Raw genomic sequence first — 25735 nt, 5'->3', positions numbered from 1 at the left:
AATATCAGGCGCCGTTTTGGCTACCGACGCAGGAAAACTGCAAAAATGTGCGAATGGACGCCCCCGTTGAGCTGGACACCATAGACCGCCGCATCCTGCGTGCGTTGCAGGCCGATGGCCACCTGACCTACGACGCCCTGGCCGCCGAGGCGGGGCTGTCGTCCTCTGCCGTGCTGCGCCGCGTGCGCCGGCTGGAGGAGGCAGGTGTCATCGCCTCCTATGTCGCGCTGGTCGCGCCCGAGCGCATTGGCCTGGGGCTCACGGCCTACATCAACGTGAGGCTGGAAAAGCAGACCGACAACCCGCTTCGCAACCCGCGCGACCTGTTCCGCGCCGCCGTTCAGACCTGGCCCGAGGTCGTCGAATGCGCAGCGCTGACCGGCGAGATGGACTACCTGCTGCGCGTGCTGGTGCAGGACATGCAGCACTACGCCCGCTTCATCAGCGACACCTTGCTGATGCACCCCAGCGTGCAGGACTGCAAGACCAGCTTCGTGCTGGAGCGCTTGAAGAACACCACGGCGGTTCCAGTCTAGGGATACGTTGAACCTCTGAGGTGGCGGCCGGAATCAACTGGCCATGGCCACCGCCCCGCAACTGCACCGGACCCACGCCGCCCCGCCCGACCCCGGCGAGGTGCTGGGCTGGATGCCGCGCCTGAACCGCTATGCCCGCGCGCTGCACCGCAACCGCGAGGACGCCGACGACCTGGTGCAGGACACGCTGGAGCGCGCCTGGACGCGTGCCGGGCTATGGCAGGGCGTGGGCGACATGCGCGGCTGGCTGTTCAGCATCATGCACAACCTGCACGTCGACACGCTGCGCCGCGGCCACCTTGATCTGGTCGATCTGGAGCAGCCGCCTGACATCCCTGTCGCCGCAGCGCAAGCCGAACGCCTGGCCCTGCGCGACCTCGACAGCGCCCTGGCCTCGCTGCCATTCGAGCAGCGGCAGGTGCTGCTGCTCGTCGCCCTCGAAGGCATGGCCTACGCCCAGATCGCCCAGGCGCTGGACATCCCCATCGGCACTGTCATGTCGCGCGTCTCTCGTGGCCGCGAACGCCTGCGCGCGCTGGTGAACGGCCGTGCCCCCGCTTCCAGGGGGTGGCTGGAATAGCCGCCTCCTTTACCCGTCCACATCACCGTGGCCATCCCGGCCGCTTCCTTAGACCTCACCAGGAGTTCTGCATGCGTCTTCTCGCCTCAACCGTCGCCGCTCTCGCCCTCGGCCTGCCCCTGGCCAGCCACGCGCTGGACGGCATCACCGACCCCAAGGGCGACTTTCTCGCCACCTTTGCCGGCAGCAGTGCCAGCGCCGACCTGGACGTGGTTGCCGCCACCGTCCTCTACAACGCCAGCCTCGACACCTTCTTTCTGAAGGCGACGCTGGACGGCAACGTCGGCAGCACGGCCACCGGCGTCTATGTCTGGGGCGTGAACCGCGGCGCGGGCACGGCCGGCTTCGGCGCCAGCCTCGGCCTCGACGGCGTGCGCTTCGACCGTGTCATCCTCGTGCGCCCGGACGGCACCGGCACCGTGGCCGGCACCAACTTGGCACCCGGCGCCGTCACCATCAGCGGCAAGACCATCACCGCCGCTGTGAAGGGCAGCCTGCTGCCGACCACCGGCTTCACCAACAAGTTGGACTACACCTTCAATCTGTGGCCGCGCGACCTCGCCTTTGCCAGCACGGGCATCGGCGCCATCTCGGACTTCGCGCCCAACAACGCCAACTTCACGGCCACGGTCACGACCGTGCCGGAGCCGGCAAGCGCCGCGCTGCTGCTCGGCGGCCTCGGCCTGGTGGCGGCCTACCGGCGCAGTCGTCAGTCGAACTCGTGAAGTAGCTTGAGGACGTGGGCTTCGCCGAGGTTGAGCAACTCGGCGATGTCGTGCAGGTCGTCCGGCACGCCCGCGTCGTCCCAGCCCCGGGCCGTGTGCCGCGCCAGGCGCACGGCCAGGTGTACGCAGCGCACCTGCGGGTCGCGCTCTTGCTTGTCGCCGGTGATGCGTGTCAGCAGTTCCGGCAGATGCCAGCGCTTCATCAGCGCCTGCTCCAGGTCCGCCAGCTCGATGCCCAGCACCTGGCGCTGCGCCGCGCTGCTGCGCAGCGTGCGGTCGGCGCCCTGCAGCGTGGCGATCTGCAAGGCCAGGTCGGGCGCATGCACCCAAAGCAGCATCTCGGCAAAGTCGTGCAGCAACGCCGCGCTGTGGATGACGGCGGCGTCCGGGTCGGCCCGGTGGGCCGCAAAGCCCAGCGCATAGCGTGAGGCCCGCTCGGCGCGCTGCATGACGCGCGACAGGCCGAGCAGCGCCTCGTCATGGTCGGCCAGCGCGGCGTCCAGCGTCGGCTGAGGGCCGAAATCGCGGAAGAAGGGCGTGATGCCCATCAGCACCAGGGCGGCCGTCACCGTCTCCGGGTCGGCCTCATAACGGCTGCTGCGGCCGCGCCTCAGCTCACTGGCGTGGGCCAGCACCTTCAGCGTCATCAACGGGTCGGTGGAAATCATCTCGCCCAGGCCGTGGGCGTCCACATCGTCCTCGGTCGCACGCATCTGCTCCAGCGACTCGGCCGTCTCGGCCAGCACCGGAATCTCGGCCTGCGCAAAGGCTTGCACCCAGGCGTCGAGGCTGGGCAGCGGCGTGGTGAGGCGCAGGCGGTCGGACATGGAACGATGCTAGGCCTGTGCGGGGCCGCCTGCTTGTCGGAGGCGACCCCCTTTTGCGGCTCAGTTCACAGTCTGCGCACGCCGTCCAGTTGCGCCGTCAACACGCCGTCGACATAGAGCGCCCCTTCGGGCGCGCCGGCTTCGGCGTAGAACTCCAGGTGCTTGTGGCGGGCGCGGCGCCGGCGATAGGCCGGCGAGAACACCAGCCGGATGGCACGGGCCGCGCGCTTGATGCGGACCCAGCGGCGGGCCCAGGCTTCGTGGGTTTCGGCGGCGTCGGGGCCGCTCAACTCGATCAATCTCATGAGGGTCTCCTTGGCACCTGGCCGGCCCTCATGACATGGATGAGAGGGCTGGCGGTGCGGCTGTGTCAGGGGCTTTCGTCCGGGTAGCGGTCGCGGAGCAGGCTTCGCAGTTCGAGGCGGGCTTGTTGGCGTTGAGCGTGGGCGTCGTTGGCGCTTTGATGTCGGCCGGCCTGGCGTTTGAGGGCCGGGGCGACGAGCGGGTTGCGCGGTTTGAGCGTCTTGATCCGCATCGGGCGGGGAGAGATGAACTGGGGCATGGCGGGCTCCGGTGAGTGCCGCGCGGTGGCGGCGGGCGATGCAGCAGCTCAGCCCGGGATGGGCCAGCATTTGCAGACAAGGTTTGGGGTGCTCGGGGCTTGCGCTCGAGGCAAGCGGGGCCGGGCGGTCAGAGGGCTTGGTGGTGTGCGACCTCGCCGTGTGCGCAGAACTTCAGCAGCACGACTTGCGCAAATGATAAACAAACGTTGCTCATGCGCAAGCTGTTTTTATCCAACATCCCTAACGTGGAGGGGTGGCGCCGTCCAATGACGGATGCGCTGAACGATCAGCGTTTTTTGGGCTTGAGCGGCGCGATGCGCGCTTGCAGCTTGCGCCATTCGTCAAGCTCGGCCTGCGGGCTTGGGGCGGCCGGCTTGGCAGCGGGTGGCGGTGCGGCGGCGGTCGGCGTGAGCACCTCGCCGAGCAGGTCCAACAGCCGCGCGCGGGCACGCTGTGGATGGCGGCGGTAGTAGGTCAGCACCAGGCCGATGATGAAGCGCTCGTCGTCATCCTGGGGCAGGCTGGGCGAAGCGTCAGCCGGCGTCGGGGCTGCGTGTGCAGGTGCTGTGGCGGCGGGCGCGACCACGCCGTGCTCGATGTCCATCCAGCCCGGCGGCTTGTGGCAAAGCTGCTCGAACTGGCGCGCCAGGCGCTCGCCGATCTGGCGTGAGCGGCCCTTGATCTGGCTCCAGTAGCTGGGCTGGATCTGCAAGCGTTCGGCAAAGCGCCCCTCCAGGCCACGCAGGGTGGCGGCGTCGGGGTGTTTGATGGTGGCGCTGACGAACTCTTCGAACAGCCGCAGCGCGTTGTCCAAACGGATCTGCGCGACGTCGCGATTGGCGCTTGGCATGGGCGGAATGATAAAGGCGTCTTGACCTGGTGCTGCGCCGTAGGAGGTGGCCGACCGGGCAGCACTGGGACTTCCTACGGCCCTCGCTGCGATCGGCACCCATATTCATGTTTTAGGCCGTCAAGGAGATTGACATGAGTACCGCAGACAGCACCCTCATCGCCCTCGAAAAGAAGTTCTGGCAGTCCATGGTGGACGAGGACACCGATACCGCACTCGGCCTGCTGGCCGAACCGTCCGTGATGGTCAGCTCGCATGGCGCCATGGAGTTCAACCATGAGCAATACCGCGAGATGGCGGAGAAGGGCAGCATGGTGATCAAGTCGTTCAAGTTGAGCGACATGCACGTCACCCACCCGAACGCCGACACGGCCGTGCTGACCTACCGCGTCAAGCAGTCCATGGCCCAGCGCGGCGAATCGGCAGAGATCGAGCAGGAGATGGCCGATTCTTCCGTCTGGCTGCGCAAGGACGGCGAGTGGCTGTGCGTAATGCACACCGAGACGGAAGTCGATGCCAAGGCCAAGAAGGCAAAGGCGAAGCACTGACCTTCAGTCGCTCTCGTCGTGCGCCTTGTAGGCGCCGACGAGGGCGGCCTGGGTGTTGGGCGGCACCGCCTCGTAATGCGACAGCACCAGCGTGTAGCGCCCTTCACCCGCCGTGATCGCGTTCAGCCGCGTCTGGTAGCTAGCCAGCTCGGCCAGCGGCGCCAGGCCCTGCACGATGAGGCTGCCCGGCACGGCGGCACGTGTGCCGTTGACCTGGCCGCGGCGCGAGGCCAGGTCGCCGGTGATGTCGCCAATGCCATGCTCCGGCGCGGTGATCTCGACTTGCACGATGGGCTCCAGCACCAGCGGCCGGGCCTCGCGCACGGCCTCGATCAGCGCGCGGCGGCCGGCGGTGACGAAGGCGATTTCCTTGCTGTCCACCGAGTGGTGCTTACCGTCGTAGACGACCACGCGCAGGTCCACCAGCGGGTAGCCGGCGATGACGCCGCTGGCCAGGCCCGAGAGCACGCCCTTCTCGACGGCCGGCATGAACTGGCCGGGGATGGTGCCGCCCTTGACCGCGTCGACGAACTCGAAGCCGGCGCCGCGCTCGAGTGGCTCGACCCGCAGATAGACCTCGCCGAACTGGCCCGCGCCCCCGCTCTGCTTCTTGTGGCGGTAGTGGCCCTCGGCCGGCTGGGACACGGTCTCGCGGTAGGCAATGCGCGGCGGCTCGGTGAGCACCTCGCCCTTGTAGAGCTCGCGCAGCCGGTCCAGCAGCAGGCGCAGGTGCAGCTCGCCCAGGCCGTAGACCAGGGTTTGATGAGTCTCTCCCGCCTGCTCGATGCGCAAACACGGGTCTTCATCCACCAGCCGCGCCAGCACCTCCCACAACTTCTGCTCATCGCCACGCCGCGCCGGGCTGATGGCCAGGCCGTGCACGGGTGTGGGGAAGTCCAGCGGCTTCAGGTAGATGTGCTCATCCTCCTGGGCGTCGTGCAGCACGGCGTCGAAGGCGAGGTCGTCGACCTTGGCGATGGCGCAGAGGTCGCCCGGTAGTGCCTCTTCGATGTCGATGTGCTTGGCGCCTTGCAGCATGAAGAGGTGGCCCACGCGGATGGGCTTGCGTGCATGGCCGACGAAGAGCAGGCCGCCCTTGGCGACGCGGCCCTGGTGCACGCGCATGACGCCCATCTTGCCGAGATAGGGGTCGGCGACGATCTTGAAGACATGGGCCAGCACATGGGCGGCCGGGTCGGGCCGGGCCGGATAGGCCTGGGGCTCGGTGCCCTTGCCCTCAAGGAAGGGAGGCGGGTTGCCCTCGGCCGGGTTAGGCATCAGCAACTCGATGGCGTTGAGCAACTCGCCGACGCCGGCGCCCGTCCTGGCCGAGCAGAAGCAGACCGGGATCAGGTGGCCCTCGCGCAGGGCCTGCTCCAGCGGCGCGTGCAGCTCGCGCGGGTCGACGTCGCCGTCGGTCAGGTAGCGGTCGACGAAGGCCGCGTCCACCTCCACGACCTGCTCCACCAGCGCGCGGTGGGCGTCGGCGACGGACGAAAAATCGGCCTCTCCCGAGGCCGCGAAAAAGCAGTCGGCAACGCGCTGGCTGCCGTCGGCGGGCAGGTTGAGTGGCAAACACTCCTTGCCGAAGACCTCACGGATCTGGGCCAGCAAAGCCGGCAGGTCGACATCGGGCGCGTCGATCTTGTTGACGACGATGAGCCGCGCCAGGCCGCGCTCGCCGGCGGCGGTCAGCAGGCGCTGGGCCATCAGCTCGATGCCGTTCTGCGCATTGATGACGATCAGCGCCGTGTCCGCCGCCTCCAGCGCCGGCAGGGCCTGGCCGACGAAGTCGGGCGCGCCGGGCGTGTCGATGGCGTGCACATGGATGCCACCGTGGGTGAAGTGGGCGAGGCTGGATTGCAGCGAATGGCCCAGGCGCTTCTCCAGCGGGTCGTGGTCAGAGACCGTACTGCCGCGCTCGATGCTGCCGGCCTGGGGGATGGCGCCGGCATGCGCCAGCAGCGCGTCCAGCAGCAGCGTCTTGCCGCTCGCTGCTGGCCCGACCAGCGCGACCGTGCGGATCGTGCTCACTCGTGAATCCAGGCTTGTCTCGCTCATCGGAAGCTCCTCGGTGGCGCAGCCAGCGTAGAAGAACGCGCCCGGGTCGGCAAGGGCCTTGGTGGCTCAGCCGCTCAGCACCAGCGAGCCATCCGGGTAACGCGAGCCCATGAACTCCACGAAGGCTTTCACCTTCGGGCTGGCCAGGCGACGTGAGGTGTGCAGCACCCACAGCTCCACGTCCTTGGCGCCCGCCGCGCCCCACTGCACGAGGGCGCCGCTGTTGAGCTGCTGCCAGACGATGGACTGGGGCACCAGCGCGACGCCGGCGCCGGCAATCGCGGCATCTCTGAGCATCAGCATCGAGGACAGCCGGAGCACGGGAATGGGTTCGAGCGTCAGTCGGCCGCCATCGAGGGCCCAGGTGTCGCCATCGCGGTAGGCGCTGACGGCGGCCGGCACGCGCACGGGTGTCTTGCCGGGCTTGGGCATCTCGATGGCGGGCGCGGCCACCACCACCTGACGGTCCTTCGCAAAGCATCGGCCGACGAGGGCTGTGTCCGCGCGCGGGTTGGGGCGGATCGCCACGTCGAACTGTTCGTCGACGAGGTTCACCACGCGGTCCTCCGCCACCACCTCGACGGTCACGTCGGGGTAAAGGCGCCGGAAGTCTGCGCACAGCCGCCCCATCGCCAGTTGTGAAAACAGGATCGGCGCGGCGATGCGCAGCCGGCCGCTGACCTTGCCCGTCCCCTCGCCGGCCGAGGTGATCGCGTCGGCCACTTCGTGCAAGGGGCCTTCGGTGCGGGCCAGCAGCAGTTGACCCGCCTCGGTGAGCTCCAGTCCCTTGGTGCTGCGCTCGATGAGCCGCACGCCGAGCTGCTCCTCCAGGTCCGCCACGCGCCGGGAGAGCGTCGCCTTGGAGCGCCGGCTGGCCCGGCTCGCCCGCCCGAAGCCGCCGTGGGTGGCCACCAGGTTGAAGTCCGCCAGCGCGTTCAGGTCCATGTGTTTTGAATTCAAGACGGTGAGTCTTAATTTTGGCGTCTGTGTTTATGAAGTGCAACGCCCTATCTTTCGTCTGCCTCATCCATCTTTCTTCTCATTCAACGGAGTTTCAAATGAGCATCCTCGTTATCGGTGCCACCGGCACCATCGGTTCCCTCGTCGTCCAAGGCCTCGCTCAGCAGGGCGCCGACGTCACGGCCCTCGTGCGCCAGACCGGCACGCAGTCCCTGCCCGCAGGCGTCAAGGGCGTGGTGGCCGACCTCACCAACGTGGCCTCCATGCGCCAGGCAATGTCTGGCGTGCGCACGCTGTTCCTGCTGAACGCGCTGGCCGCCGATGAGGTGACCCAGTCCTTGCAGGCGTTGAACGTGGCCCGCGAGGCCGGCGTCCAGCGCATCGTTTACCTGTCGGTCATCAACGCCGACCTGTACACCGACGTGCCGCACTTCACCGGCAAGTACACCGTGGAGCGGATGATCGAAAGCCTCGACCTGCCCGCGACCATCCTGCGCCCGGCCTACTTCATGCAGAACGACATCCAGATCCAGCCGGTCGTCGAAAGCTACGGCGTCTTCCCGATGCCCATCGGCTCACTGGGCTGCGCGATGGTGGATGCGCGCGACATCGCCGACATCGCCGTGGCGGAGCTGCTGCGCCGCGACCGCGCGCCGCAGCCGCTGCCCCGCCTGACGCTGGAAGTGGTCGGCCCGGAGGTGATCAACGGCCCGGCGGCGGCGGCCATCTGGAGCCAGGCGCTGGGTCGCGACATCCACTATGCGGGCGACGATGTGCAGGCCTTCGAGGCGCAACTGGCGCAGAACGCGCCGGGCTGGATGGCCTACGACCTGCGGCTGATGATGAGCCGCATCCAGCAGCTCGGCCAGATTCCCGCAGACGGCGCCGCCCGGAAGCTGGAGCAACTGCTGGGCCGCCCGCTGCGCAGCTACGAAGCCTTCGTGGCCGAGCGGGTTACGGCGCGCTAGAGGAACCCGAGGCTGCGCGCGCTGCCGAAGTTGGCGAGGTTGGGCAGGATGGTGTCGAGCTGCCCGGCGCTGGCACCCATCCAGCCCAGCAGCGTGGCGGCGTACTGGTCGACCGAACTGGTCGGCAGCCAGCGGCCCTGCTGCTCCCAGCTGTCCACGCCGACGTCGTCCGGCCCGCCGAGAGCCAGCGTCGGGTAGCTGCCGTAGAAGCCGCCCCTGACCGCGCCGCCCAGCACCAAATGATGGTTGCCCCAGGCGTGGTCGGTGCCGCTGCTGTTGTTGGGCTTGAAGGTGCGGCCGAAGTCGCTCTGCGTGAAGGTGGTGACCGACTCGGCCAGGCCCAGCGCCGTCAGTGCGGCCTGGAAGCAGGCCAGCGCGTCGCCAAGCTGCTTGAGCAGGCCGGCGTGCTGGCCGGTCGTTGCGTCCGTACCGATCTGCTCGCCATGCGTGTCGAAGCCGCCGAGCTGGGCGAAGTAGATCTGCCGGCTGCCGCCCAGCGTGGCGCGCACGTCCAGCATCTTGGCGGCCTGGTAGAGCTGCTTGCCCAGCCCGGTCGACACATTGCCGTTCACGATCAGCGGCGCGAAGGCGGCGTCGATGGCGGCATTGCTGCCGGCCTCGCCGGGCTTGCGCTTGACCAGCGGCCCCAATTGCTCGGACAGCGCCATCGCGTCGATCTGCTGCTTCTGGAAGGCGCCGGCAAGGTCGGTGTCTGCGGACTGTTCGGCCAGGGCCTTCACAGCGTCGAGCTTGAGCGCGTTGGGCTTCCAGGTTACGTCGGCGGTGGCCAGGCCGGCAGCGCCGAAGCCGTCGCCCGGGCCAGGCAGCACCAGCGGCGCAGCCAGCTCGGACAGGCCGAAGTGGCCGTTGCCGCCGACGCTGATGACGGGGCTCACCAGGCCCAGCGTGGCGAACGCGCGCCCGCCCCAGCCGGTGCGGCTTTGCGCGTCGGTGCTGCCGCTTTCCCACAGCACCTGCTGGTCGCTGTGGGAGAACAGGCTGGGCGGCGTCAGCACCGTCTTGCCGGCGTCGGCGCGGTACTGGGCCTTGGTGAGCGGGCCATAGAGCGGGCCGACGTTGAACTGCACGGCCATGCGACCGGCGGCGAACAGCGGGTTCAGCGCGGCCAGACTGGGGTGCAGGCCAAAGTCACTCGTGCCCAGGCGGCCGAGGCTGCCTTGCGGCAGGGCCAGACCGGCGCGCACGCGGGCGTAGTCGGCGTAGCGCGTGGCGTCCATGGGCACGACGGTGTTCATGCCGTCGTTGCCGCCGTACAGGAAGATGCAGACCAGGGCCTTGAAGTCGGCCGCGCGGGCCGGGCGCAGCGGTGCGAGGGCGCCAAGCGTGCCGAGACCAAGAGCGCCAGCGAGCACGCGGCGGCGGCTGAGGGAGGGGTGATGGTGGTGAGACATTGAAATGACCCCTCAACGAATGATCTGGAACTGGGGCGCGGCGAAGACGAGGTAGGCCGCAGTCTTCACGCGATTGCGCTTCCAGTCCTTGGCGTCGGTCTTGTCCGTCCACCAGGACACAGCTTCCAGCACCTTGGTGCGCGGGGCAGTTGGCAGCACCTCGCCGTGCGCCAGCAGCGAGAGGCGGTCGACGAGCTTGGCGGCGTCCGCCGCCTCGGCGTCGAAAGCGTCCAGCGTGACGCTGGTGCCGGTCGCGCCGGGCATGCCGGCGACGGGCTGGGAACCGCCCCAGTTCAGCAGATAGGTCAGGTAGTTCAGCCGCTCCAGCGAGGTGTTGGCGTTGTGGATGCCGAAGGCGCCGCCGGTGAGTTGGGTGCCGGGCACCGGGTAGTCGGGCGGGTAGAAGTTGAAGACCGAGGGCGGGCGGAAGACATGCTGGCGCAGGGTCTCGCCCCACCACCAGGCCATGGGGTCGCCATCGGTCTGGCCGTTCAGCGCGCGCAGCACGCCGGTCATCATCAGCACCGGCTCGCGCAGCTTGCCGCCACGGGCGCCTGGCGCGGCGTCGCCGCGGGCCTCGCTGTCCAGCAGCACGGCGGCCACGCTGGCGGCCAGGTCGCCCACCTTGCCCGTGCCGAAGATGATGCCGTCCTTGCTGAACTTGCCGGTCTGGAAGGCCGTGGACACGCGGCTCACATAACCCGCCGTGGGGTTGGAGCGCGCCAGGGCCTGGATGAGCTGGCGGCCGATGAAGGGCGCCATGTTGGGGTGGGCCATCAGGCTGTCGAGCACCGCGTCCAGCGCTTGCGCGGGCGTGCTGCCGGCCGCCTTCTTGCCGCCGGCCAGCAGGGCGCGCTCGGCGCCGTCGTGCAGGCTGGCCAGCGGCGCCATCTCGCCGTCGTAGAACTGGCAGTTGGCGCCCTTGGGCGAACAGGCCCACTTGGACTTGCCGCCGGCCGGATAGGTCCAGCCGGTCAACGCATAGGCGTAGTTGCGCACCGTGACGTTGTCGTAGGTGGGCTGGCAGCGGCCGCCTTTCAGGCTGCCGTCGGCCTCCAGCAGGCAGGTGCCCAGGGAGAAGAGCTGCAGCAGTTCACGCGGGAAGTTCTCGTTGGGCGCGGCCTTGTCGTTGTTGACGCCGTTCAGGTAGTCGCCCATGACCGGGCTCAGCGCCACCTGGCGCAGCACGTCGCGGTAGCTGGCGAATGCGTTGTCCAGCAGCGCGTTCTGGTAGCGGCGCAGGCCGTAGGTGCCTTCCACCTCCAGGTTGCTGACGACCAGGATCTGCTGCAGCGCGAAAGCCACGCGCTGGCGCAACTGGTCGGGCTGGTTGACGGCGTTGCGGTAGAAGTCCCACAGCAGCGGCTGGCTGGAGAAGGCGTCGCGCCAGCAGTTGTCGCCCTTGTTGGCGGCCTGGTCGCAATAGCCCACGCCGGTGGTGTCGATGTGCACGGCGCTCGTGCCGCCCGAGGTGTAGCGCGACGCCTGCGGCAGCTGCAGCTGGGCCTGCACCCAGGACGCGGCGCTCTGCGTGCGCATCTGCGCGACCAGACCCTCCGTCGCGCCAAAGCTGGCCTGCGAGGCGAGGCGGACGGCGTCGCGCTGGGTCATGGGCGGCACGGTGGCGGCGGCAGGGGGCGGGGTCGGGTCGGTGCCGGTGGGCGTGCCGGTTGGTGTGCTTGAGGGGCTGCTGCTGCCGCCTCCCCCGCCGCCACCGCAGCCGGCCAGCAGCGCCAATGAAATGACCCACGCGCTGGCAGGCCCGGCCCGGCGGGGGAGGGTGAGGGGCGGGGTGGGCAGGCGCATCGTCGGCGGGCAGCGAGGTGTGGCGGCCGCGGATGATGGCCGCGTTGACGCAACTGCGGTAACACCAGGTTGCGGTAAAGCCAATCCGCTTACCGGTGGCTACAGACCAGCGCTTGTATCTCGCGGCCCCGTGATATCTCGCACGCTGACCGCGCGGCAACCACTGCAATCAGCAAGGAACGCCGCTGACCTGCGCCTTGCAGGACGCGTTGTCCATTTGCAGCACCAGGCCGTCCGAGGCGCGGCCGGTGAGGCGCAGCAGCTTGTAGTCGCCCACCACCAGCGGCAGGATGCCGAGGGTGGCGCTCAGGCGTGCGGCCTTGGCGGTGCCGGGCAGTTCCAGGTCGACCAGCTTGACGCTGCAGGCGGCATCCAGCATGCAGAGCTGGGCGCGGGTCATGGCGACGTCGGCGCGCGGAAAGGTCCAGGTGGGGCCGTAGTTGAGCTTGACGGCGACGGCCCCTTTCAGGTCGACCAGTGCCGTTGCGGACGTGGGCGCCAGTGCCGGCCAGGGCTGGCTGCTCATGGCGGCGGTGGCGACGGGCAACTGGCCGGCCACGGTGACGCTGATGGCGTCGCCGTCGGCGCCGCCCAGGGGCGTGGCGCAGGCGCTGTCGCTGAAGAGTTCGATCTTCAGCGCCCGGCCGGCGCGCGCGAAGTTGCGCGCCGTCGCGTCGCCAACGGCGCCGACGGGCACGGGCACGGTGATGATGTCGGCGCCGCGCGTCGCACCGCTGGCGGCAGTGAGGCTGGGCGTCGCGATGCTGGCGCTGAGGCTCCACAGGCTCAGGTAGCGGCCGGTGCCATGCGGCTTGAACAAGGCCAGCGTCACGTCGGCGCCGCTCGTGTCCTTCTGGCTGGCGCGGGCGCAGCGCAGGTTGCCCCCGGCGGGGATGGCGATGTCGAGGAAGCGGGAGTAGACGTCGGGCGTCGTCGGCGAATCGACGCGCCGGGCCAGCACGAGGCGGGCCTTGGCGCTGGCCTGCACCTCCAGGCGGTTGCCGAGAAACTTCCAGCCGTCGCCGTGCTTGATGGCCGCCTGGTCGATGCCCAGGGGCCGCTGCAGCACCCAGGGCGTCTTGTTGGTCGCGTCCGTCGGGTCCTGGATGCTGAACTGATAGACGAAGCTGACGCGGCAGACCGGGTCGCCCAGGCCGATGTCGAATTCGCAGCGGTCCACATTCGTGGGCAGCAGCTTGCCGCCGAACAGTTTGTCGATCTCGCCGAACGCGCCGGGCAGCACGCCAGCCAGGCGAAAGCACAGCACCTGCGAGGCCAGATCGGGGCCACCGGCCACCTGCGTGTCGGTGGAGACGCGCACGTTGGTGTCCAGGTACGGAGCAAGGCCGGCCACGCAGCCCACCTCGGTGGCCATGCCGGCCGCCATGCCGGTGAACAGCGTGCTCAGGCCTGGCAAGTCCAGCGCAGCGGCCGCGGTATCGACGCTGATGCTGCCTTGCGGAGTCGCGCCCGGCTCAAGATAGGCCACGCCGGCGCCAAAGCGCGAGGCGAGCGTGACGTAGGGCTTGGTGTCGACGCCAAAGCCCAGGGAGATGGCGTCCAGCAGCAGATCCTGGCCCGCGTGCGAGTTGGGTGTCAGTGCACCGGTCAGCAGATCGAAGTCGCTGGCCAGGCCGGCATAGGACAGGGCCGGCGCCACAGCGGTGCGCACCTGTGTGTGGGCGGCGGTGATGTCGGCATCGGTCAGGCCCTTGGCGGCCTGGCCGTCCTTCATCAGCATGTCGGGCGCCACGCCGCTGGCCAGCACCGTGATCGCGCTGGTCAGTGGCGTCAGATTCACCGTGCCACCCACGTTCGTCGCGCCCCACAGGCACACCGGCTTGTCGCCGACCGTGCCGCAGGCTTCGATGCGGTAGGGAATGACGTTGCCCAGCGGGATGGGTCCGTAGACGCCGGTCGTGGGCGCCACGGCCGTGTTCGTGAAGACGAGGGCCTTGCCGGTCGCATCCAGCACGCGCACCGTGCCGTTGGTCAGCGCCAGGCCGGCTGCGGCGATGCCGGAGACCGCTGCTGCCGGCGGCGGTGGCGGCGGTGGGGGGGGCGGAGGTGGCGGGGGCGTGCCCGGTGTCGGCGCGGGGGAGCCAGGCGTGGGCGCTGGCGCGCCGGGCGTCGGCGTGTGCGTCGGCATTGGCAGCGGGCTGGGCGTGGCCACCGGCGGCGGGACCGGCGTGCCGGTATCCCCGGGCGACGAACTACCGCCGCCGCCACAGGCGGCCAGGGCCAGGGCCATGGGCCAGGCGTAGGCCGAGCGCCAGCGCGGGGCCGGCGGAGGGGTCAGCGGGGGGAGGGCAGTGGAATCAGCGTCAGGCATCCGGCCAGCCGCTCGGGAGCGGCGCAACGGTCAGGGTATGCACTGACTTTAGGCCGACGGCCCGACCTGCGATGCCCGGAACTGCGGGCCTGGCGTGGCGTTTTGCGCTGGATAGGGCCTGCTAACGCTGCGGCAACGGGCCGCGTTGTGGCCAGAAAAGCCGCGAGCAAGGCGCAAAGCGGAGCCGGGTTGCACACCCGGCGAGCATTTGCAACGCCGCGCGCGGCTTTTCTGGCCACAACCCGAAGGGAAGGCCCGCCGCCAGGGGCCACTCGGCGTTGCATCGCTAGCCCGCACGCGAGTGCGGGCGTCGCGCTGCGCCTTGATTGGCCCCTGGCGGCGGGCCTTCGCGACCCATTTCCGCAGCGTTAGCAGGCCCTAGTCCCGGTGGCCGTGCCCGTGCCCATGGCCGCGACCGCGGTCATGGTCGTGATGGCGATGCGGGGGCTCATGGCGCACGACGACCGTGCGGCGATACCAGCCATCGTCGACGAAATAGACCGGCGCGCCGCAGGCGCCGTAGCGGCTGCAGTGGTGGCGCCAGTCGCGGCGGTGCTCGGGCGGCGCCCACAGGTAGACCGGTTCGCGGTAGACCTGCCGGCCAACGTAGACCGGCTGCTGCGCGATCAGCACCGGCTGCGGGTAGCGGCCGATGTCGACGCGGCCATAGACGCCGGGTTGGCTGAAGCCGATGGACACGCCGACGTCGGCCGCGCTTGCGGGCAAGGCCGCCAGGCCGGCCAGGCCGATCAGGGCGGGTGCGATCCAGCGGGTGAGGGAGGGTTGGTGGATGTTCATGTCGTGCTCCTTTGCTGTGGGTATTGAACGCGCGGCGGGCGCAGCGGTTGGCGGCCGCGCTGTAACAAATGGCAGACGAGTCTTTGTCCTACAAGGCCGACCCGGTGCCGCTGACGCCGTTGGACCGGGGTCGGCTTCAAGCTTTCTCGTCTTTATCGAACTAACTATTGATGAGCGACCCCCTGTACTCGGACGTCATGGAGCAGGCTTTGGCGCAGAACGCGCGCCTTCTGGAGCGCTGCAGCCGGCTGGCCGGTCTCGGCGCCTGGGAATGGCAAGCCGACACCGAGGCTCTGGTGCTGTCCGACTCGGCCTGCGACCTGCTCGGCCTGCCCGCCGCGCGGGTGCCGACGCTTGCTGGCCTGCTGGAACGCTTCGGTCCCGATGGCGCCGCGATGCTGGACGCTGCATTGCGCCGCGCGGCGGCTGAGGGGCTGGGCTGGGACGTCGAACTGCCTTGCGACGCCGGCGAGCGCGGCCCGCGCGTGCTGCGCGTCGTGGGCGGGCGGGACGGCGAGGATGGGCTCGGTCGCGTCGGTGTCGTCATGCAGGACGTGACCGAGCCGGCCGCCGTGCGCGCCGAGCTGGAGCGCACGCTGGAGCGCCTGGATCTGGCCACGCATGGGGGCGGCATCGGCGTGTGGGAGCTTGACCTGCAGCATTCACGCCAGGGCGAGCTGACCTGGGACGACGCCATGTGGCGCCTGCACGGCGAAGCGACGCACAGCCAGCGCATCACGCCCGCCGCCTGGCAGCGGCGCGTGCACCCGCAGGACCGCCGCGCAGCGCTGCAATCCCTGCGCGATGCCCGGGATGGCAATCCGCAGTTCGACGGCGAATGGCGGGTGGTCTGGCCGGATGGCAGCCTCCACGTGCTGCGCGGCTCGGGCCGTGTGCTGCGCGACGGCAGCGGCCAGGCACTGCGCCTGTCCGGCGTCTGCTGGGATGTCAGCGAGGAGCGCCGCCTGCAGCAGCAGCTCGAGGAGCAGCACGAACTGCTGGAGGTGACGCTGCAATCCATCGCCGACGCCGTGCTGACCACCGATGCCCATGGCCGCGTGACCTGGCTCAACCCGGTGGCGCAGCGGCTGACGGGCTGGACGGCCGACGAGGCGCGCGGCCAGCCGGCCAGCCGCGTCTTCCAGCCGCGCCGCGAGGACGGCCAGGAACCTCTGCCCGACCCGGTGCAGCAATGCCTGAGCAGCGGCCAGCCGGCCAAGCTGCCGCCCGGCGCGGTGTTGCTGGCGCGGGACGGCGAGCAGCGCGCCGTGGATGACTCGGTCGCGCCCATCCGCGGCAAGGCCGGGCACGTGTTCGGCACAGTGCTGGTGTTCCGCGACGTGACGCAGCAGCGCCGCCAGTTCGACGAGATCCGCTGGCGCGCCAGCCACGACAGCCTGACCGGCCTCGTCAACCGCGCCGAGTTCGGCCAGCGCCTGGCACGCACCTTCGAGCGTGCCAAGCGCGACGGCAGCCAGCACGCGCTGCTGGCGCTTGACCTGGACCGCTTCAAGCTCGTCAACGACCATTGCGGCCACGCCGCCGGCGACGAGGTGCTGCGCGAGGTGGCTCACCGGCTGGAGGCCGGCGTGCGCGGCCGCGACACGGTGGCGCGGCTGGGCGGCGACGAGTTCGCGGCCATCCTGGAGAACTGCTCGCCGGAGGAGGCCCTGCATGTCGCGCAGAAGCTCTGCGACGCGCTGGACCAATACCGCTACGCGCAGGACGGGCAGAACTTCCGCATCGGCGCCAGCATTGGCGTGGCGCCGCTGGACGGCCGCTGGCCTGACGCCGAGGCCGCGCTGCGCGAGGCCGATGCCTGCTGCATGATCGCCAAGGAGCAGGGCCGCAACCGCGTGCACGTCTGGGCGCCCGACGACGCGACGCTGCGCTCCCACCAGAGCGAGCACCGCTGGGCCACCCGGCTGCAGCAGGCGCTGGACGAAGACCGCTTCGAGCTCGACCTGCAGCGCGTCATGCCGGCGCAGGGCCTGGAGGACGACGGCCGCCTGCGCGGCGAACTGCTGCTGCGCCTGCGCGAGCGCGACGGCAGCCGCGTGCCGCCCACCGCCTTCATGCCCGCCGCCGAGCGCTTTCACATCGCACCGCGCATCGACCGCTGGGTGCTGCGCCAGGCCGTGACCCTGCTGCAGAGCGAGGAGCTGCCGGACATCGCCTCGCTGTCGGTCAACCTGTCCGGGCTGACGCTGCAGGACGCCGCCTTCCATGAGGAAGCCAGAGCGCTGCTCTCGGCGCTTGGCCCGACGCGCGCTCGCGCCCTGTGCCTGGAGATCACCGAGACGGCCGTCATCACGCGGATGACCGACGCCGTTCGCTTCATCACGCAGATGCGCGCCCTGGGCGCCCGCATCGCGCTGGACGATTTCGGCGCGGGCGCGTCCTCGTACGGCTACCTGAAGGCGCTGCCGGTGGACGTGCTGAAGATCGACGGCCAGTTCATCCGTTCGCTGATGACCGACCCGCTGGATCAGGTGGCCGTGCGCAGCTTCGTGGATGTCGCCCGCACACTCGGCCTGACGACAGTGGCCGAATGCGTGGAGACGCCCGACGTGTTGCTGGAGGTGGTGCGCCTGGGCGTGGGTGAGGTGCAGGGCTTCCTGCTGCACCGCCCCGAGCCGCTGGCCGGGTTGCTGGCGGCGGCGCGGGAGCCCGCGGCGGCTTAGTGCACCGCCTGGGGCGCCGTCTGGAGCACCGCTGGCTTCAGCATGGCCGGCATGGCGACAGCCACGGGTTGCGTGGCAGCGGGCGCCTCCCGGCCATCCGCCACGGCGCGCAGCGAGACCTGCAGGCCGTGCGACAGCTGCTGTTCCCAGGCTGCCAGCGTGGTGCCGGCCTCGCGCATGGCGCTGCTGAGCTGCACATCCAGCGAGCGGGGGTCCTCAGCCATGCCGAGTGCGCCGCTGGTGATCAGGCCACCGACGGCCGCGATGGCAATCAGCACGTGCAGGCCGCGTCGTTCGCGCGACGCTGGCAGGGGGCGCCGCTCATGAAACGACGAGCGCAGTTGCTTCAGGCGCGCCAGCCGGCCCTTGGAACGGATCGATTTGGGGAGCCGCATGATGGGCCTCCGTACTGAAGATTTGAGTCCAGTTTGGCTTTGCCGGCCAAGCCGCCGTGTCGGCGCCAGCAGGCTTGGCCTGTAGGACTTCAGGCGGCCGGTTCTGCGGCCGGCTCAGCGTCTATCGCCGGCTCGGCCCGGCGGGGCAGGCGCGCCAGCACCAGCGTGCCGCGGCCGGGTGCCGACAGGAGCTGCAGCGTGCCGCCCAGGCTCTCGATGCGGTAGCGCATGCCCAGCAGGCCGTGGTGGCCGGAGGCGACGGCATCGGGGTTGAAGCCCTCGCCGTCGTCGCGGATGTGCAGCTGCAGCCAGCCGTCGGCCTCGCCCAGCGTCACGCGCACGTTCTTGGCCTTGGCGTGGCGCAGCACATTGGTGAGCGCCTCCTGCACCATGCGGTACAGCGCCAGGCGGTCGCCATCGGAGGTGGCCGTTTCGGTCAGATCCAGGTCGAGCTTCAGGCCGGAGCGCTGGGCGAACTCCTGCGCCAGGATCTCCAGCGCGGAGGTGAGGCCGAGGTTGGACAGCGCCGAGGGGCGCAGGTCTTCGATGATGCGGCGCTTCAGCGCAATCCCCTGGTCGAGCAGGGAGCTCATGTGCTTGAGGCGCTCGTCGATGTCGGGCGCCGTCTTGGTCATGCGGCGGATGCGGGCGACGTCGAGCTTGGCGGCCGTCAGCAGCGCACCGAGCTCGTCGTGCAGCTCGCGGGCCAGGTGGGCGCGCTCGTCCTCGCGCACGGTCTGCAGGTGGCGGGCCAGCTCGGTCAGCTCGGCGGTGCGGCGGGCGACTTCGCCGTCCAGCCGGTCACGCTCCTGGGCCAGCTCGTTGGAGTGCTGGCGCCGCGCCTTGTGCAGCGCCTCGTTGCGGCGCAGGAAGATGGCCAAACCGAACAGGCTGAGCACGGTCAACCCGTGCACGCCCAGCCGGCCGTAGGTCAGCGAACGGTAGACGGCCTCGCGTTCCAGCGCGATCTGGCCCAGCTCGTGACGATCCAGCTGGCCGACGGCATCGCGCACGGCCACCATCTTCTCGCGGCCGATGTCGGACTCCACCAGCCCCTGCCACGCCGGTACGTTGCCTTCGCGGTAGAGCTTGATGACCAGCTGCAGCTCCGAGAGCTTCTCGTTGGCTCGCAGGCTGGCGTCGGCCACCAGGGCCGCCCACTCCGAGCTTTCGTACTGGCCGCGCAGCCGCTGCAGCACGGCAGGCAGTTCACGCTCGGCGAGTTCCACCGGGGCGAGGTAGTTGTCGCGGCCGGTCAGCAGGAAGCCGCGCTGGGCGGTCTCGGCGCTGGTGAGCAGTTCGCGCAGGCGCAGGCTGTCGTCGCGGGCGAGATGGCGGGCACGCGACTGGGCGATGGCCTGGTCGGCGCCCCAGAATGCGGCCTCGCTGACGCCCATGACGGCGGCGGCGGCCAGCGCGGCGCAGGCCACGGCGATGCCGCGGCGCCGGCTAGCGCCCTCCAGCCAGGGGTCGAGATGACGCAGCACCGCGCCTCGCTCAGCTCGCTGCAGCAGCGGGGCGTGGAGCGGCGACATGTTCGGCCAGCTCGGCGCAGTAGGCGATGAGGTCGTCCAGCTCGCGGCTCTTGTCGAACACGCGCTCGGCGCCAAGGCTGGCGCAGCGGCGGCGCATTTCCTCGGTGGCGTAGTTGGTCAGCACGACCCGGCGTGCACGCAAGCCGAGCTTCTGCGCCGCCTGCAACACGCCCAGGCCGGTGCCGGAGCGCAGGAAGATGTCGACGATGAACAGATCGGCATTGGCGTCGGGGTCCCGGCTCATCCAGCGCACTGCGCTCGCCTCATCGGCGACAGAACCAACCACTTCGACCTGGGCGAGTTCCTCCAACGTGGCGACGAGGTTCTCCAGGATGACCGGGCTGTCCTCGACGATGAAGGCTTTGAGTACAGGCATGGCCGACGGCAGCGGTGTGATTGGGGTCAAGTATGAACTGCTTCGGCGCCTTGCCGATGGCGCCAGGAACGCGTCGCGCTGTAGGACTGATCCTAGGCGCGACGGGGGCTCAGCTTCAGTTGCGCACGGCGATGTCGTTGCGGACCGCCACGACGCCGGAGGTCTCGCGCGCCAGCTTCTCGGCGACCAGGCGCTCTTCGATGCTCTTGGCGAAGCCCGAAAGCTGCACGGTGCCCTTCAGCGTCTCGACGCTGATGGACATGGCACTGACGGTCGGGTCGGCGGCGAACTTGGCCTTGACGCGCGTCGTCAGCGCGGCGTCGTCGACGTAGGCGCCGACGGTTTCCTGCTTGCGGGCAACGGCACAGCCGCTGGTGGCGCCCAGCGTGGCGACGAGGGCGGCGGCGAGGGCCAGGGTCAGGACGGGTTTGTTGTTCAGCATTTGGGGCTCCTTGTGTAGCTTGATGGCGGCCCTGGGGCCGTGAAGCGACTATCGGAGCAGCGGGCAGTTGCCGGGATAGTCCCGTAGCGGGGCGGCTTGTCGGACACGGCTGTCATCGTTGTAGGACACCGGCCTCTGCCGCCCGGCCTGACTGGCTGCTACGCTGAAGACGTTCCCCCAAACAACAGGCCCATCATGATCCGCATCGGTATCGTCGACGACCACGCCATCGTGCGCACCGGACTGCGCCAGTTCCTGTCCGACCACGTCGACCTGCGCGTCACCGGCGAAGGCGCCAGCGGACACGAGGCGCTGGAGATGGCGCGGCGCGGCGACGTCGACGTGCTGTTGCTGGACATCTCCATGCCCGACCAGAGCGGCGTCGATGCGCTGGCGGCCATCAAGGCGCGCTTCCCCGAACTGCCCGTGCTCATCCTCAGCGGCTTCCCCGAGGCGCACTACGCCACGACGCTGCTGCGCCAGGGCGCCGCCGGCTACCTGAACAAGGAGTGCGACCCGGAGGAGATCGCCAACGCGATCCGGCTGGTGTCGCGCGGCCGGCGCTACATCAGCCCGGCCGTGGCCGAGCAGCTGGCCGACAGCGTCGTCGGCGGCGGTGCGGGCGGCAGCGGCGCCGACAAGCCCATGCACGAGTTGCTGTCGGAGCGCGAGTTTCAGGTCTTCCTGCGTCTGGCCCAGGGCGAGACCGTGGGCCACATTGCCGAGGCGCTGTTCCTCAGCGTCAAGACCGTCAGCACCTACCGCACGCGCGTGCTGGAAAAGCTCAAGCTGGCGACCAACAGCGACCTGACCTACTACGCGCTGAAGAACGGACTGATTCAGTAAGCCGGCAACGCAAACGCCCGCTGCGGCGATGCCGGAGCGGGCGTTTGCGTTTGCGGTGCGGGGCCGTTGGCCCCTGGCATTCAGTCGTGGTTGCGGCCTTCGGGCGTGTCGCCCAGCGTCCACGGCAGCGCGGACTCATAGCCCAAATCCGGGTCTACCGACGACGAGGTTTCGGCCGGCGACCACCAGCGCGTGAGCGACGACAGCAGCATGCGGTTCGTCTGGGCGGCCGGCATCGCGGGCTCGGAATGGGTGCTGAGGTCGGCCATCAAGTGCTCCAGTGATGTGATGTCGCCGTCAAGGATCGCTGCGGCGCGTGTGCTTTCGCATCGGCCGGCGGCGCCTCGGCGTGTCGGAGAAGGCCGACACGGCGCTCAAGAAAACCATGAGGCGCGAGGCAGGGCGGCTTGGCCACAATGCGGCCGTCCAAGGGAGAACAAGATGAGATGGAAAGCTGCGGCTCTGTCGATCCTGGCCGCGTTGCTGTTGTGCGCCGGCCTCGCCAGCGCCGCCGACAAGGCGCCGGCCAAGCCCGCCGCCAAGGCGCCGCCTGTGGGAGCGGTCGCACAGGCGCCAGCGTCAGCTCTCAACGTAGTACAGCGTGGCTTCGTCGAGCAGATGTTCGAAAACCTCGTGGCGCCGCGCTTTGCCGTGCTGGCCGAAGACGCCCTCGACGATGAAACACGCGCTGCTGCGCAGGCAATGCAGGCCGAGCACCTGCCGCGCGTGCAGGCGCTGATGGCGCGATGGGCACTGGAGGAAATCCGCCAGCCAGAAGGACCGGAATGGCCGCGCCGCATGTTGGCGCGGCTGGCGAATGAGTTCGCCCTGTGGGGCCGCGACAGTATCGGGCCCGCCCAGGATGCCGCGCTGGCCCAGGCGTTGCAGCTGCCGGGCATGTGCCGCCCGATTGGCTCCCGGCCGAGCGAGCTGGTCATGCGCCTGGCGCGGCTGCGCGGGCTGCCGCCCCCTGTGCGGCGCGCCGCAGTACAGGCCGAGCGTGAATTGCTGGCCCGCTGGGGCGAGCCGAGGCAGGTCGACGAGACCGAGCCGTTGGATGCCGAGGACGTGCTGTTGACGCTGCGTGCCAGCGGCCAGCCTGCCAAGACACCGCTGCCCCCGGTGCTGGCCCAGCTCTACCTCGGCGACTCGGACAACACCCGGTTGAACCCCTGGGTCGCCGAGCCCGTGGTGCGCTGCGCCCTGCACCAGTGGGCGGGTGCCCGTCCGGTGCAATTCCGTGCCGCCACGGCCATGCAGGCCGCCGATGTGCTGGGAATCGACCGTCTGAAAGCCGCCGGTCCGACCAGCGACAGCGAGCCCTACCCCAAGCTGGGCAGCCTCTTCACCATCCGTGGCGTCATCACCATCCGGGCCGCGTTGAATCCGGAAGGCCAGTTGCTGCACCCGACGGTGGTCCAGCGCGAGATGACGGTGCCGGGCGTGCGCAATGCGCGTCCGCTGGCATTCGAAGGTGTCCTCGATCTGGCGACGCTGGCCAAGGCGCGCGACATGGATTGGAAGGTGTGGGCGCCCACGAAAGGGCTGCGTGCCTTCGACCGCGAATTCGAATGGAGCTTGCCATGAGAACAGGACAAGCGCTGCTGGCCCTGAGCCTGCTCTGCGCGCACGCGCTGCCCCATGCGCGGCCGGCGGGCGACGACATCCACTACCAGGCAGCCAGTGCGACGTACTGGGCCGATTGGGATGAGTTGGAGCGCCTTGGCGCCGCTGCGCGTGCTGCCCCGCAGTGGTCCCGCGATGGCGCGCTGGCCTTGTGCAGCTTTCGTCATGGTCTGGGGAGTGGGGCCATCGATCAGTCGTTGGCTTACCACGAGGCACGTGTCGCCGGAACGCTGGCCTGGGCGCAGCGTCGGCCCGAGCTGGCGCTGGCGCATGCCAGCCATCTGCGCGCGCTGGTCGATATGGCCTGGTTCCAGTCCGGCAGCGCCTTCGCCAACACCACGCCGGGCGACCGCCGCAAGGACTACCGCGTCACCGTGGACCGCGTGCAGGCCTACGCCGAGCAGCATGCAGCCGCGCTGTCTGGCGACAGCCATGCGGCCGAGGTGATGCTGGAGGTGATGCTGTTCCGCCGCGTCAGCGTGGACGAACGGCTGGCGGCGGCGCGTCGCGCGCTGTCGAAGGAGCCTGGGGACGAGTGCATCTACCGCGCCGCCATCAACGGCCTGATGCCGAGATGGGGCGGCACCCCGCAGCAACTGGAGGCCTGGGTGCGCGAGGCCATGCGCACCCTGCCCGATGGCGAGGCCAGCATGCGCTACGCGCGGCTCTACAACGATGCGGCCGTCCATCACTACGAGCAGTCGCTGTTCGAGAACACGCGGGTGAGTTGGCCGCTGATGCGGCAAGGCCTCGAACGGCTGGTGGCGGCCTATCCGGGCGACTACTGGCGCAACCGGCGCGCAGTGCTGGCCTGCATGGCCAAGGACCGTGAAGTGGCTGCCGCGGCATTGAAGACCATCGACCAGCCGGAGCTGGACGCCTGGGGCAGCGACAGGGACGCTGAACGCAACTACCAGTCCTGCAAGCGCTGGGCGCTACAGAGCTAGCGCAGCGTCAAGGATCTGCGCCGCCTGCGGCACGGCCTGCGTGCCGAGCAGGCGGCCACTGCCGCCGAAGCGGGTGGCGATGAAGGCGTCGGCCGAGACGGTGGACGACTGCTCGCGCATCAGCAGCGCCTGTGCGCACAGCACCAGGCCTTGGGCAACGCGGCGTGCCTGGGCCTCCAGCGCTGCGGGGTCGCCGGTCAGCAGCTGGCGCAGCGCCTGCGCCTCGGCCTGCACCGGTGCGTCCGAGCTGGCGGCAAAGCCGTCGAGCAGCGCCAACGCCACCTGCGGCTCGCGGGCCACGGCGCGCAGCACGTCCAGCGCCATCACATTGCCCGAGCCTTCCCAGATGGAGTTGACCGGCGCCTCGCGGTACAGCCGCGCGAGCACGCCGTCTTCCACATAGCCGTTGCCACCCAGCAGCTCCATCGCCTCGCCGGTGCATTCGATGGCGCGCTTGCAGACCCAGAGCTTGGCGGCCGGCGTCATCAGGCGTTGCCAGGCCGGCTCGCCGTGCTCGAAGCCCTGCGCCAGACGCAGCATCAGGCGCATCGCAGCTTCACTCTCCAGGGCGAGGTCGGCCAGCACGGTCTGCATCAGCGGCTGCTCTGCCAGATGGCGGCCGAAGGCGCTGCGTTCACGAGCGTTGTGCAGGGCCTGGACCAGGCCGGCGCGCAGCAGCGCGGCGCTGCCGATGACGCAGTTCAGCCGTGTGTAGCCGGCCATCTCGATCAGCGTCGGGATGCCGCGCCCCTCGTCGCCCAGGCGCTGCGCCCAGGCGCCGTGGAACTCCACCTCGCTGCTGGCGTTGCTGCGGTTGCCCAGCTTGTCTTTCAGGCGCATGACCTGGACGGCGTTGCGCGTGCCGTCGGGCGTGTAGCGCGGCAGCCAGAAGCAGGTGGGGCCAGCGTCTGTGCGGGCCAGCACGAGATGCGCGTCGCTCGTCGGTGCGGAGAAGAACCACTTGTGGCCGGTGATTGCGTAGCTTGCGTCCGGCTGCTGCGTGGCAGTGGTCGTCACGCGGCGCAGGTCGGAGCCGCCCTGCTTCTCGGTCATGCCCATGCCGACCCAGATGGACGACTTGTCGGCGATGGGCGCATCGCGCGGGTCGTGCTCGCGGCTGAAGAACTTGTCGCGCAGCGGCGCAAACAGCTCGGGTTGCCGGGCCAGGAGGGGAACAGCGGCCTGCGTCATCGTCGCGGGGCACAGTGAGCCGGCCTCCACCTGACCGTGCAGGTAGCAGCCCGCGGCGAACTTGGCCCAGCGGCCGGGCGTGTCGGTGGCGAAGACGTCGGCCACCAGGCCCTGGCGGCGGTACATGGCCAGCAGCACGTGCCAGCTGGGGTGGAAGTCCACCGCGTCGATGCGGCGTCCGCGCGCGTCGAGCTGGCGCAGCGCAGGGCCGAAGCGGTTGGCGTCGCGGGCGAGCTGGGCGGTCTCGGCGCTGCCGAGTTCGGCGCCGTAGGCTGTCAGCGGCTCGACGGCCTGGGGTGCCGCGCTGCGCAATGCGGCGAGCAGCGCAGGGTCGCTGGTCAGCAGGTTGTGGCCGACCCACTCGTCAACGAGGTTGTCCGGTGTGGACATCTCAGTGATCCCACCCCAGGAAACTTGCGGACCGAGCGCCGGGCCGCTCCCAAGCCGGCCCGCGCCGGCGATGTGCTCGTGGCTCAATGCCGCGAGCATCGCCGTCCCCTTGTATCTTTCCAATCAAGCATTTGGCGGCACGCGCTGAATGCCTTCCGTGTCGCGGTAGCTGCGCCAAACCTGTTGTCCCCCGGAGCTTGAAGTTCGTCCCCGAGCCTATGGTCAACGCAGCCACCCGTCTTGTCCAACCGTGTAGCCCGAACAGTTGCCAATCATGAGCATGCATCCGCAAGGTGGGGTAGCGAACCCGCGAACCCGGTTCGTCGCATCAACGTCG

25 protein-coding genes are annotated in these 25735 nt (G+C 69.7%); 9 read left to right on the top strand and 16 right to left on the bottom strand.

Annotated features, from left to right (window positions below; all coding sequences use genetic code 11):
- The first annotated feature begins 53 nt into the window (after positions 1 to 53).
- The 3 genes from ACXRVZ_RS07425 to ACXRVZ_RS07415 all read left to right on the top strand — a co-directional run bounded on the left by ACXRVZ_RS07425 (position 54) and on the right by ACXRVZ_RS07415 (position 1841).
- Positions 54 to 536, top strand: a complete 483-nt coding sequence (locus ACXRVZ_RS07425; protein ID WP_457421754.1) for an Lrp/AsnC family transcriptional regulator — start codon at positions 54 to 56, stop codon at positions 534 to 536.
- A gap of 43 nt (positions 537 to 579) precedes the next feature.
- Entirely contained in the window at positions 580 to 1116 is a 537-nt protein-coding gene (locus tag ACXRVZ_RS07420) for an RNA polymerase sigma factor (RefSeq protein WP_457421752.1), read from the top strand.
- A 71-nt stretch (positions 1117 to 1187) separates the two neighbouring features.
- Entirely contained in the window at positions 1188 to 1841 is a 654-nt protein-coding gene (locus ACXRVZ_RS07415) for a PEP-CTERM sorting domain-containing protein (protein WP_457421750.1), read from the top strand.
- On the opposite strand, the gene ACXRVZ_RS07410 is transcribed toward ACXRVZ_RS07415, so the two are convergent.
- The 4 genes from ACXRVZ_RS07410 to ACXRVZ_RS07395 form a co-directional block, all read right to left on the bottom strand.
- Positions 1826 to 2668 (bottom strand): HDOD domain-containing protein, encoded by an 843-nt coding sequence (locus ACXRVZ_RS07410; RefSeq protein ID WP_457421748.1) that lies wholly within the window; start codon positions 2666 to 2668, stop codon positions 1826 to 1828. The two genes, ACXRVZ_RS07415 and ACXRVZ_RS07410, sit on opposite strands and share 16 nt — an antisense overlap.
- 65 nt (positions 2669 to 2733) lie before the next feature.
- Positions 2734 to 2973, bottom strand: coding sequence for a hypothetical protein (locus ACXRVZ_RS07405; RefSeq protein ID WP_457421746.1), 240 nt, complete (start codon positions 2971 to 2973; stop codon positions 2734 to 2736).
- Positions 2974 to 3038: 65 nt separating this feature from the next.
- Positions 3039 to 3230 carry a hypothetical protein gene (locus ACXRVZ_RS07400; RefSeq protein ID WP_457421744.1) on the bottom strand — a complete coding sequence of 64 codons (192 nt, stop codon included), beginning with the start codon at positions 3228 to 3230 and terminating at the stop codon, positions 3039 to 3041.
- A 287-nt stretch (positions 3231 to 3517) separates the two neighbouring features.
- Positions 3518 to 4081 carry a hypothetical protein gene (locus ACXRVZ_RS07395; RefSeq protein WP_457421742.1) on the bottom strand — a complete coding sequence of 188 codons (564 nt, stop codon included), beginning with the start codon at positions 4079 to 4081 and terminating at the stop codon, positions 3518 to 3520.
- 134 nt (positions 4082 to 4215) lie between these two features.
- Between ACXRVZ_RS07395 and ACXRVZ_RS07390 the strand changes: the two genes are divergently transcribed.
- Positions 4216 to 4629, top strand: coding sequence for a nuclear transport factor 2 family protein (locus tag ACXRVZ_RS07390; protein ID WP_457421740.1), 414 nt, complete (start codon positions 4216 to 4218; stop codon positions 4627 to 4629).
- A gap of 3 nt (positions 4630 to 4632) precedes the next feature.
- On the opposite strand, the gene fusA is transcribed toward ACXRVZ_RS07390, so the two are convergent.
- Together fusA and ACXRVZ_RS07380 are read right to left on the bottom strand one after the other, a co-directional pair.
- Entirely contained in the window at positions 4633 to 6690 is a 2058-nt protein-coding gene (fusA, locus tag ACXRVZ_RS07385; RefSeq protein ID WP_457421738.1) for an elongation factor G, read from the bottom strand.
- Between the two features lie 66 nt (positions 6691 to 6756).
- The gene (locus ACXRVZ_RS07380; protein WP_457421912.1) at positions 6757 to 7635 is read right to left on the bottom strand and encodes a LysR family transcriptional regulator; all 879 of its coding nucleotides are present in this window, start codon (positions 7633 to 7635) and stop codon (positions 6757 to 6759) included.
- 113 nt (positions 7636 to 7748) lie between these two features.
- On the opposite strand from ACXRVZ_RS07380, the gene ACXRVZ_RS07375 reads away from it, so the two are divergent.
- Positions 7749 to 8618, top strand: coding sequence for an SDR family oxidoreductase (locus ACXRVZ_RS07375; RefSeq protein ID WP_457421736.1), 870 nt, complete (start codon positions 7749 to 7751; stop codon positions 8616 to 8618).
- On the opposite strand, the gene ACXRVZ_RS07370 is transcribed toward ACXRVZ_RS07375, so the two are convergent.
- The 4 genes from ACXRVZ_RS07370 to ACXRVZ_RS07355 all read right to left on the bottom strand — a co-directional run bounded on the left by ACXRVZ_RS07370 (position 8615) and on the right by ACXRVZ_RS07355 (position 14966).
- Positions 8615 to 10030, bottom strand: coding sequence for a DUF1501 domain-containing protein (locus ACXRVZ_RS07370; protein ID WP_457421734.1), 1416 nt, complete (start codon positions 10028 to 10030; stop codon positions 8615 to 8617). The genes ACXRVZ_RS07375 and ACXRVZ_RS07370 overlap by 4 nt on opposite strands.
- Positions 10031 to 10042: 12 nt before the next feature.
- Positions 10043 to 11836, bottom strand: coding sequence for a DUF1800 domain-containing protein (locus ACXRVZ_RS07365; protein ID WP_457421732.1), 1794 nt, complete (start codon positions 11834 to 11836; stop codon positions 10043 to 10045).
- Between the two features lie 169 nt (positions 11837 to 12005).
- Entirely contained in the window at positions 12006 to 14087 is a 2082-nt protein-coding gene (locus tag ACXRVZ_RS07360) for a hypothetical protein (RefSeq protein WP_458232279.1), read from the bottom strand.
- Between the two features lie 459 nt (positions 14088 to 14546).
- Positions 14547 to 14966 (bottom strand): hypothetical protein, encoded by a 420-nt coding sequence (locus ACXRVZ_RS07355; RefSeq protein WP_457421728.1) that lies wholly within the window; start codon positions 14964 to 14966, stop codon positions 14547 to 14549.
- A gap of 170 nt (positions 14967 to 15136) precedes the next feature.
- On the opposite strand from ACXRVZ_RS07355, the gene ACXRVZ_RS07350 reads away from it, so the two are divergent.
- Positions 15137 to 17650, top strand: a complete 2514-nt coding sequence (locus tag ACXRVZ_RS07350) for an EAL domain-containing protein (RefSeq protein ID WP_457421726.1) — start codon at positions 15137 to 15139, stop codon at positions 17648 to 17650.
- On the opposite strand, the gene ACXRVZ_RS07345 is transcribed toward ACXRVZ_RS07350, so the two are convergent.
- From ACXRVZ_RS07345 to ACXRVZ_RS07330, 4 genes are all read right to left on the bottom strand, one after another.
- Positions 17647 to 18045 (bottom strand): hypothetical protein, encoded by a 399-nt coding sequence (locus ACXRVZ_RS07345; protein ID WP_457421724.1) that lies wholly within the window; start codon positions 18043 to 18045, stop codon positions 17647 to 17649. The two genes, ACXRVZ_RS07350 and ACXRVZ_RS07345, sit on opposite strands and share 4 nt — an antisense overlap.
- An 89-nt stretch (positions 18046 to 18134) precedes the next feature.
- Positions 18135 to 19580, bottom strand: coding sequence for a CHASE3 domain-containing protein (locus ACXRVZ_RS07340; protein WP_457421722.1), 1446 nt, complete (start codon positions 19578 to 19580; stop codon positions 18135 to 18137).
- Positions 19543 to 19956, bottom strand: a complete 414-nt coding sequence (locus ACXRVZ_RS07335; RefSeq protein ID WP_457421720.1) for a response regulator transcription factor — start codon at positions 19954 to 19956, stop codon at positions 19543 to 19545. Before ACXRVZ_RS07335 ends, ACXRVZ_RS07340 begins: the two co-directional genes overlap by 38 nt.
- Positions 19957 to 20071: 115 nt before the next feature.
- Positions 20072 to 20398 carry a BON domain-containing protein gene (locus ACXRVZ_RS07330; protein WP_457421718.1) on the bottom strand — a complete coding sequence of 109 codons (327 nt, stop codon included), beginning with the start codon at positions 20396 to 20398 and terminating at the stop codon, positions 20072 to 20074.
- A 195-nt stretch (positions 20399 to 20593) separates the two neighbouring features.
- Here ACXRVZ_RS07330 and ACXRVZ_RS07325 point away from each other — a divergent pair, with 195 nt between their 5' ends.
- Positions 20594 to 21244, top strand: coding sequence for a response regulator (locus ACXRVZ_RS07325; RefSeq protein ID WP_457421716.1), 651 nt, complete (start codon positions 20594 to 20596; stop codon positions 21242 to 21244).
- Between the two features lie 80 nt (positions 21245 to 21324).
- Here the strand turns inward: ACXRVZ_RS07325 and ACXRVZ_RS07320 are convergent, their stop codons facing one another.
- Positions 21325 to 21513, bottom strand: coding sequence for a hypothetical protein (locus ACXRVZ_RS07320; protein WP_457421714.1), 189 nt, complete (start codon positions 21511 to 21513; stop codon positions 21325 to 21327).
- A 172-nt stretch (positions 21514 to 21685) separates the two neighbouring features.
- Between ACXRVZ_RS07320 and ACXRVZ_RS07315 the strand changes: the two genes are divergently transcribed.
- Both ACXRVZ_RS07315 and ACXRVZ_RS07310 read left to right on the top strand, forming a co-directional pair.
- Positions 21686 to 22831, top strand: coding sequence for a hypothetical protein (locus ACXRVZ_RS07315; protein WP_457421712.1), 1146 nt, complete (start codon positions 21686 to 21688; stop codon positions 22829 to 22831).
- Complete coding sequence (locus ACXRVZ_RS07310) at positions 22828 to 23817, top strand: hypothetical protein (RefSeq protein ID WP_457421710.1); 990 nt, start codon at positions 22828 to 22830, stop codon at positions 23815 to 23817. Before ACXRVZ_RS07315 ends, ACXRVZ_RS07310 begins: the two co-directional genes overlap by 4 nt.
- Here ACXRVZ_RS07310 and ACXRVZ_RS07305 read toward each other — a convergent pair.
- Positions 23806 to 25398, bottom strand: a complete 1593-nt coding sequence (locus ACXRVZ_RS07305) for an acyl-CoA dehydrogenase family protein (protein WP_457421708.1) — start codon at positions 25396 to 25398, stop codon at positions 23806 to 23808. The two genes, ACXRVZ_RS07310 and ACXRVZ_RS07305, sit on opposite strands and share 12 nt — an antisense overlap.
- Positions 25399 to 25735: the final 337 nt, after the last annotated feature.

This window comes from Roseateles sp. P5_E8, from assembly GCF_054177665.1.
The sequence above is the reverse complement of the archived record's forward strand: the minus strand, read 5'-3'. Positions and strand labels throughout refer to the sequence as shown.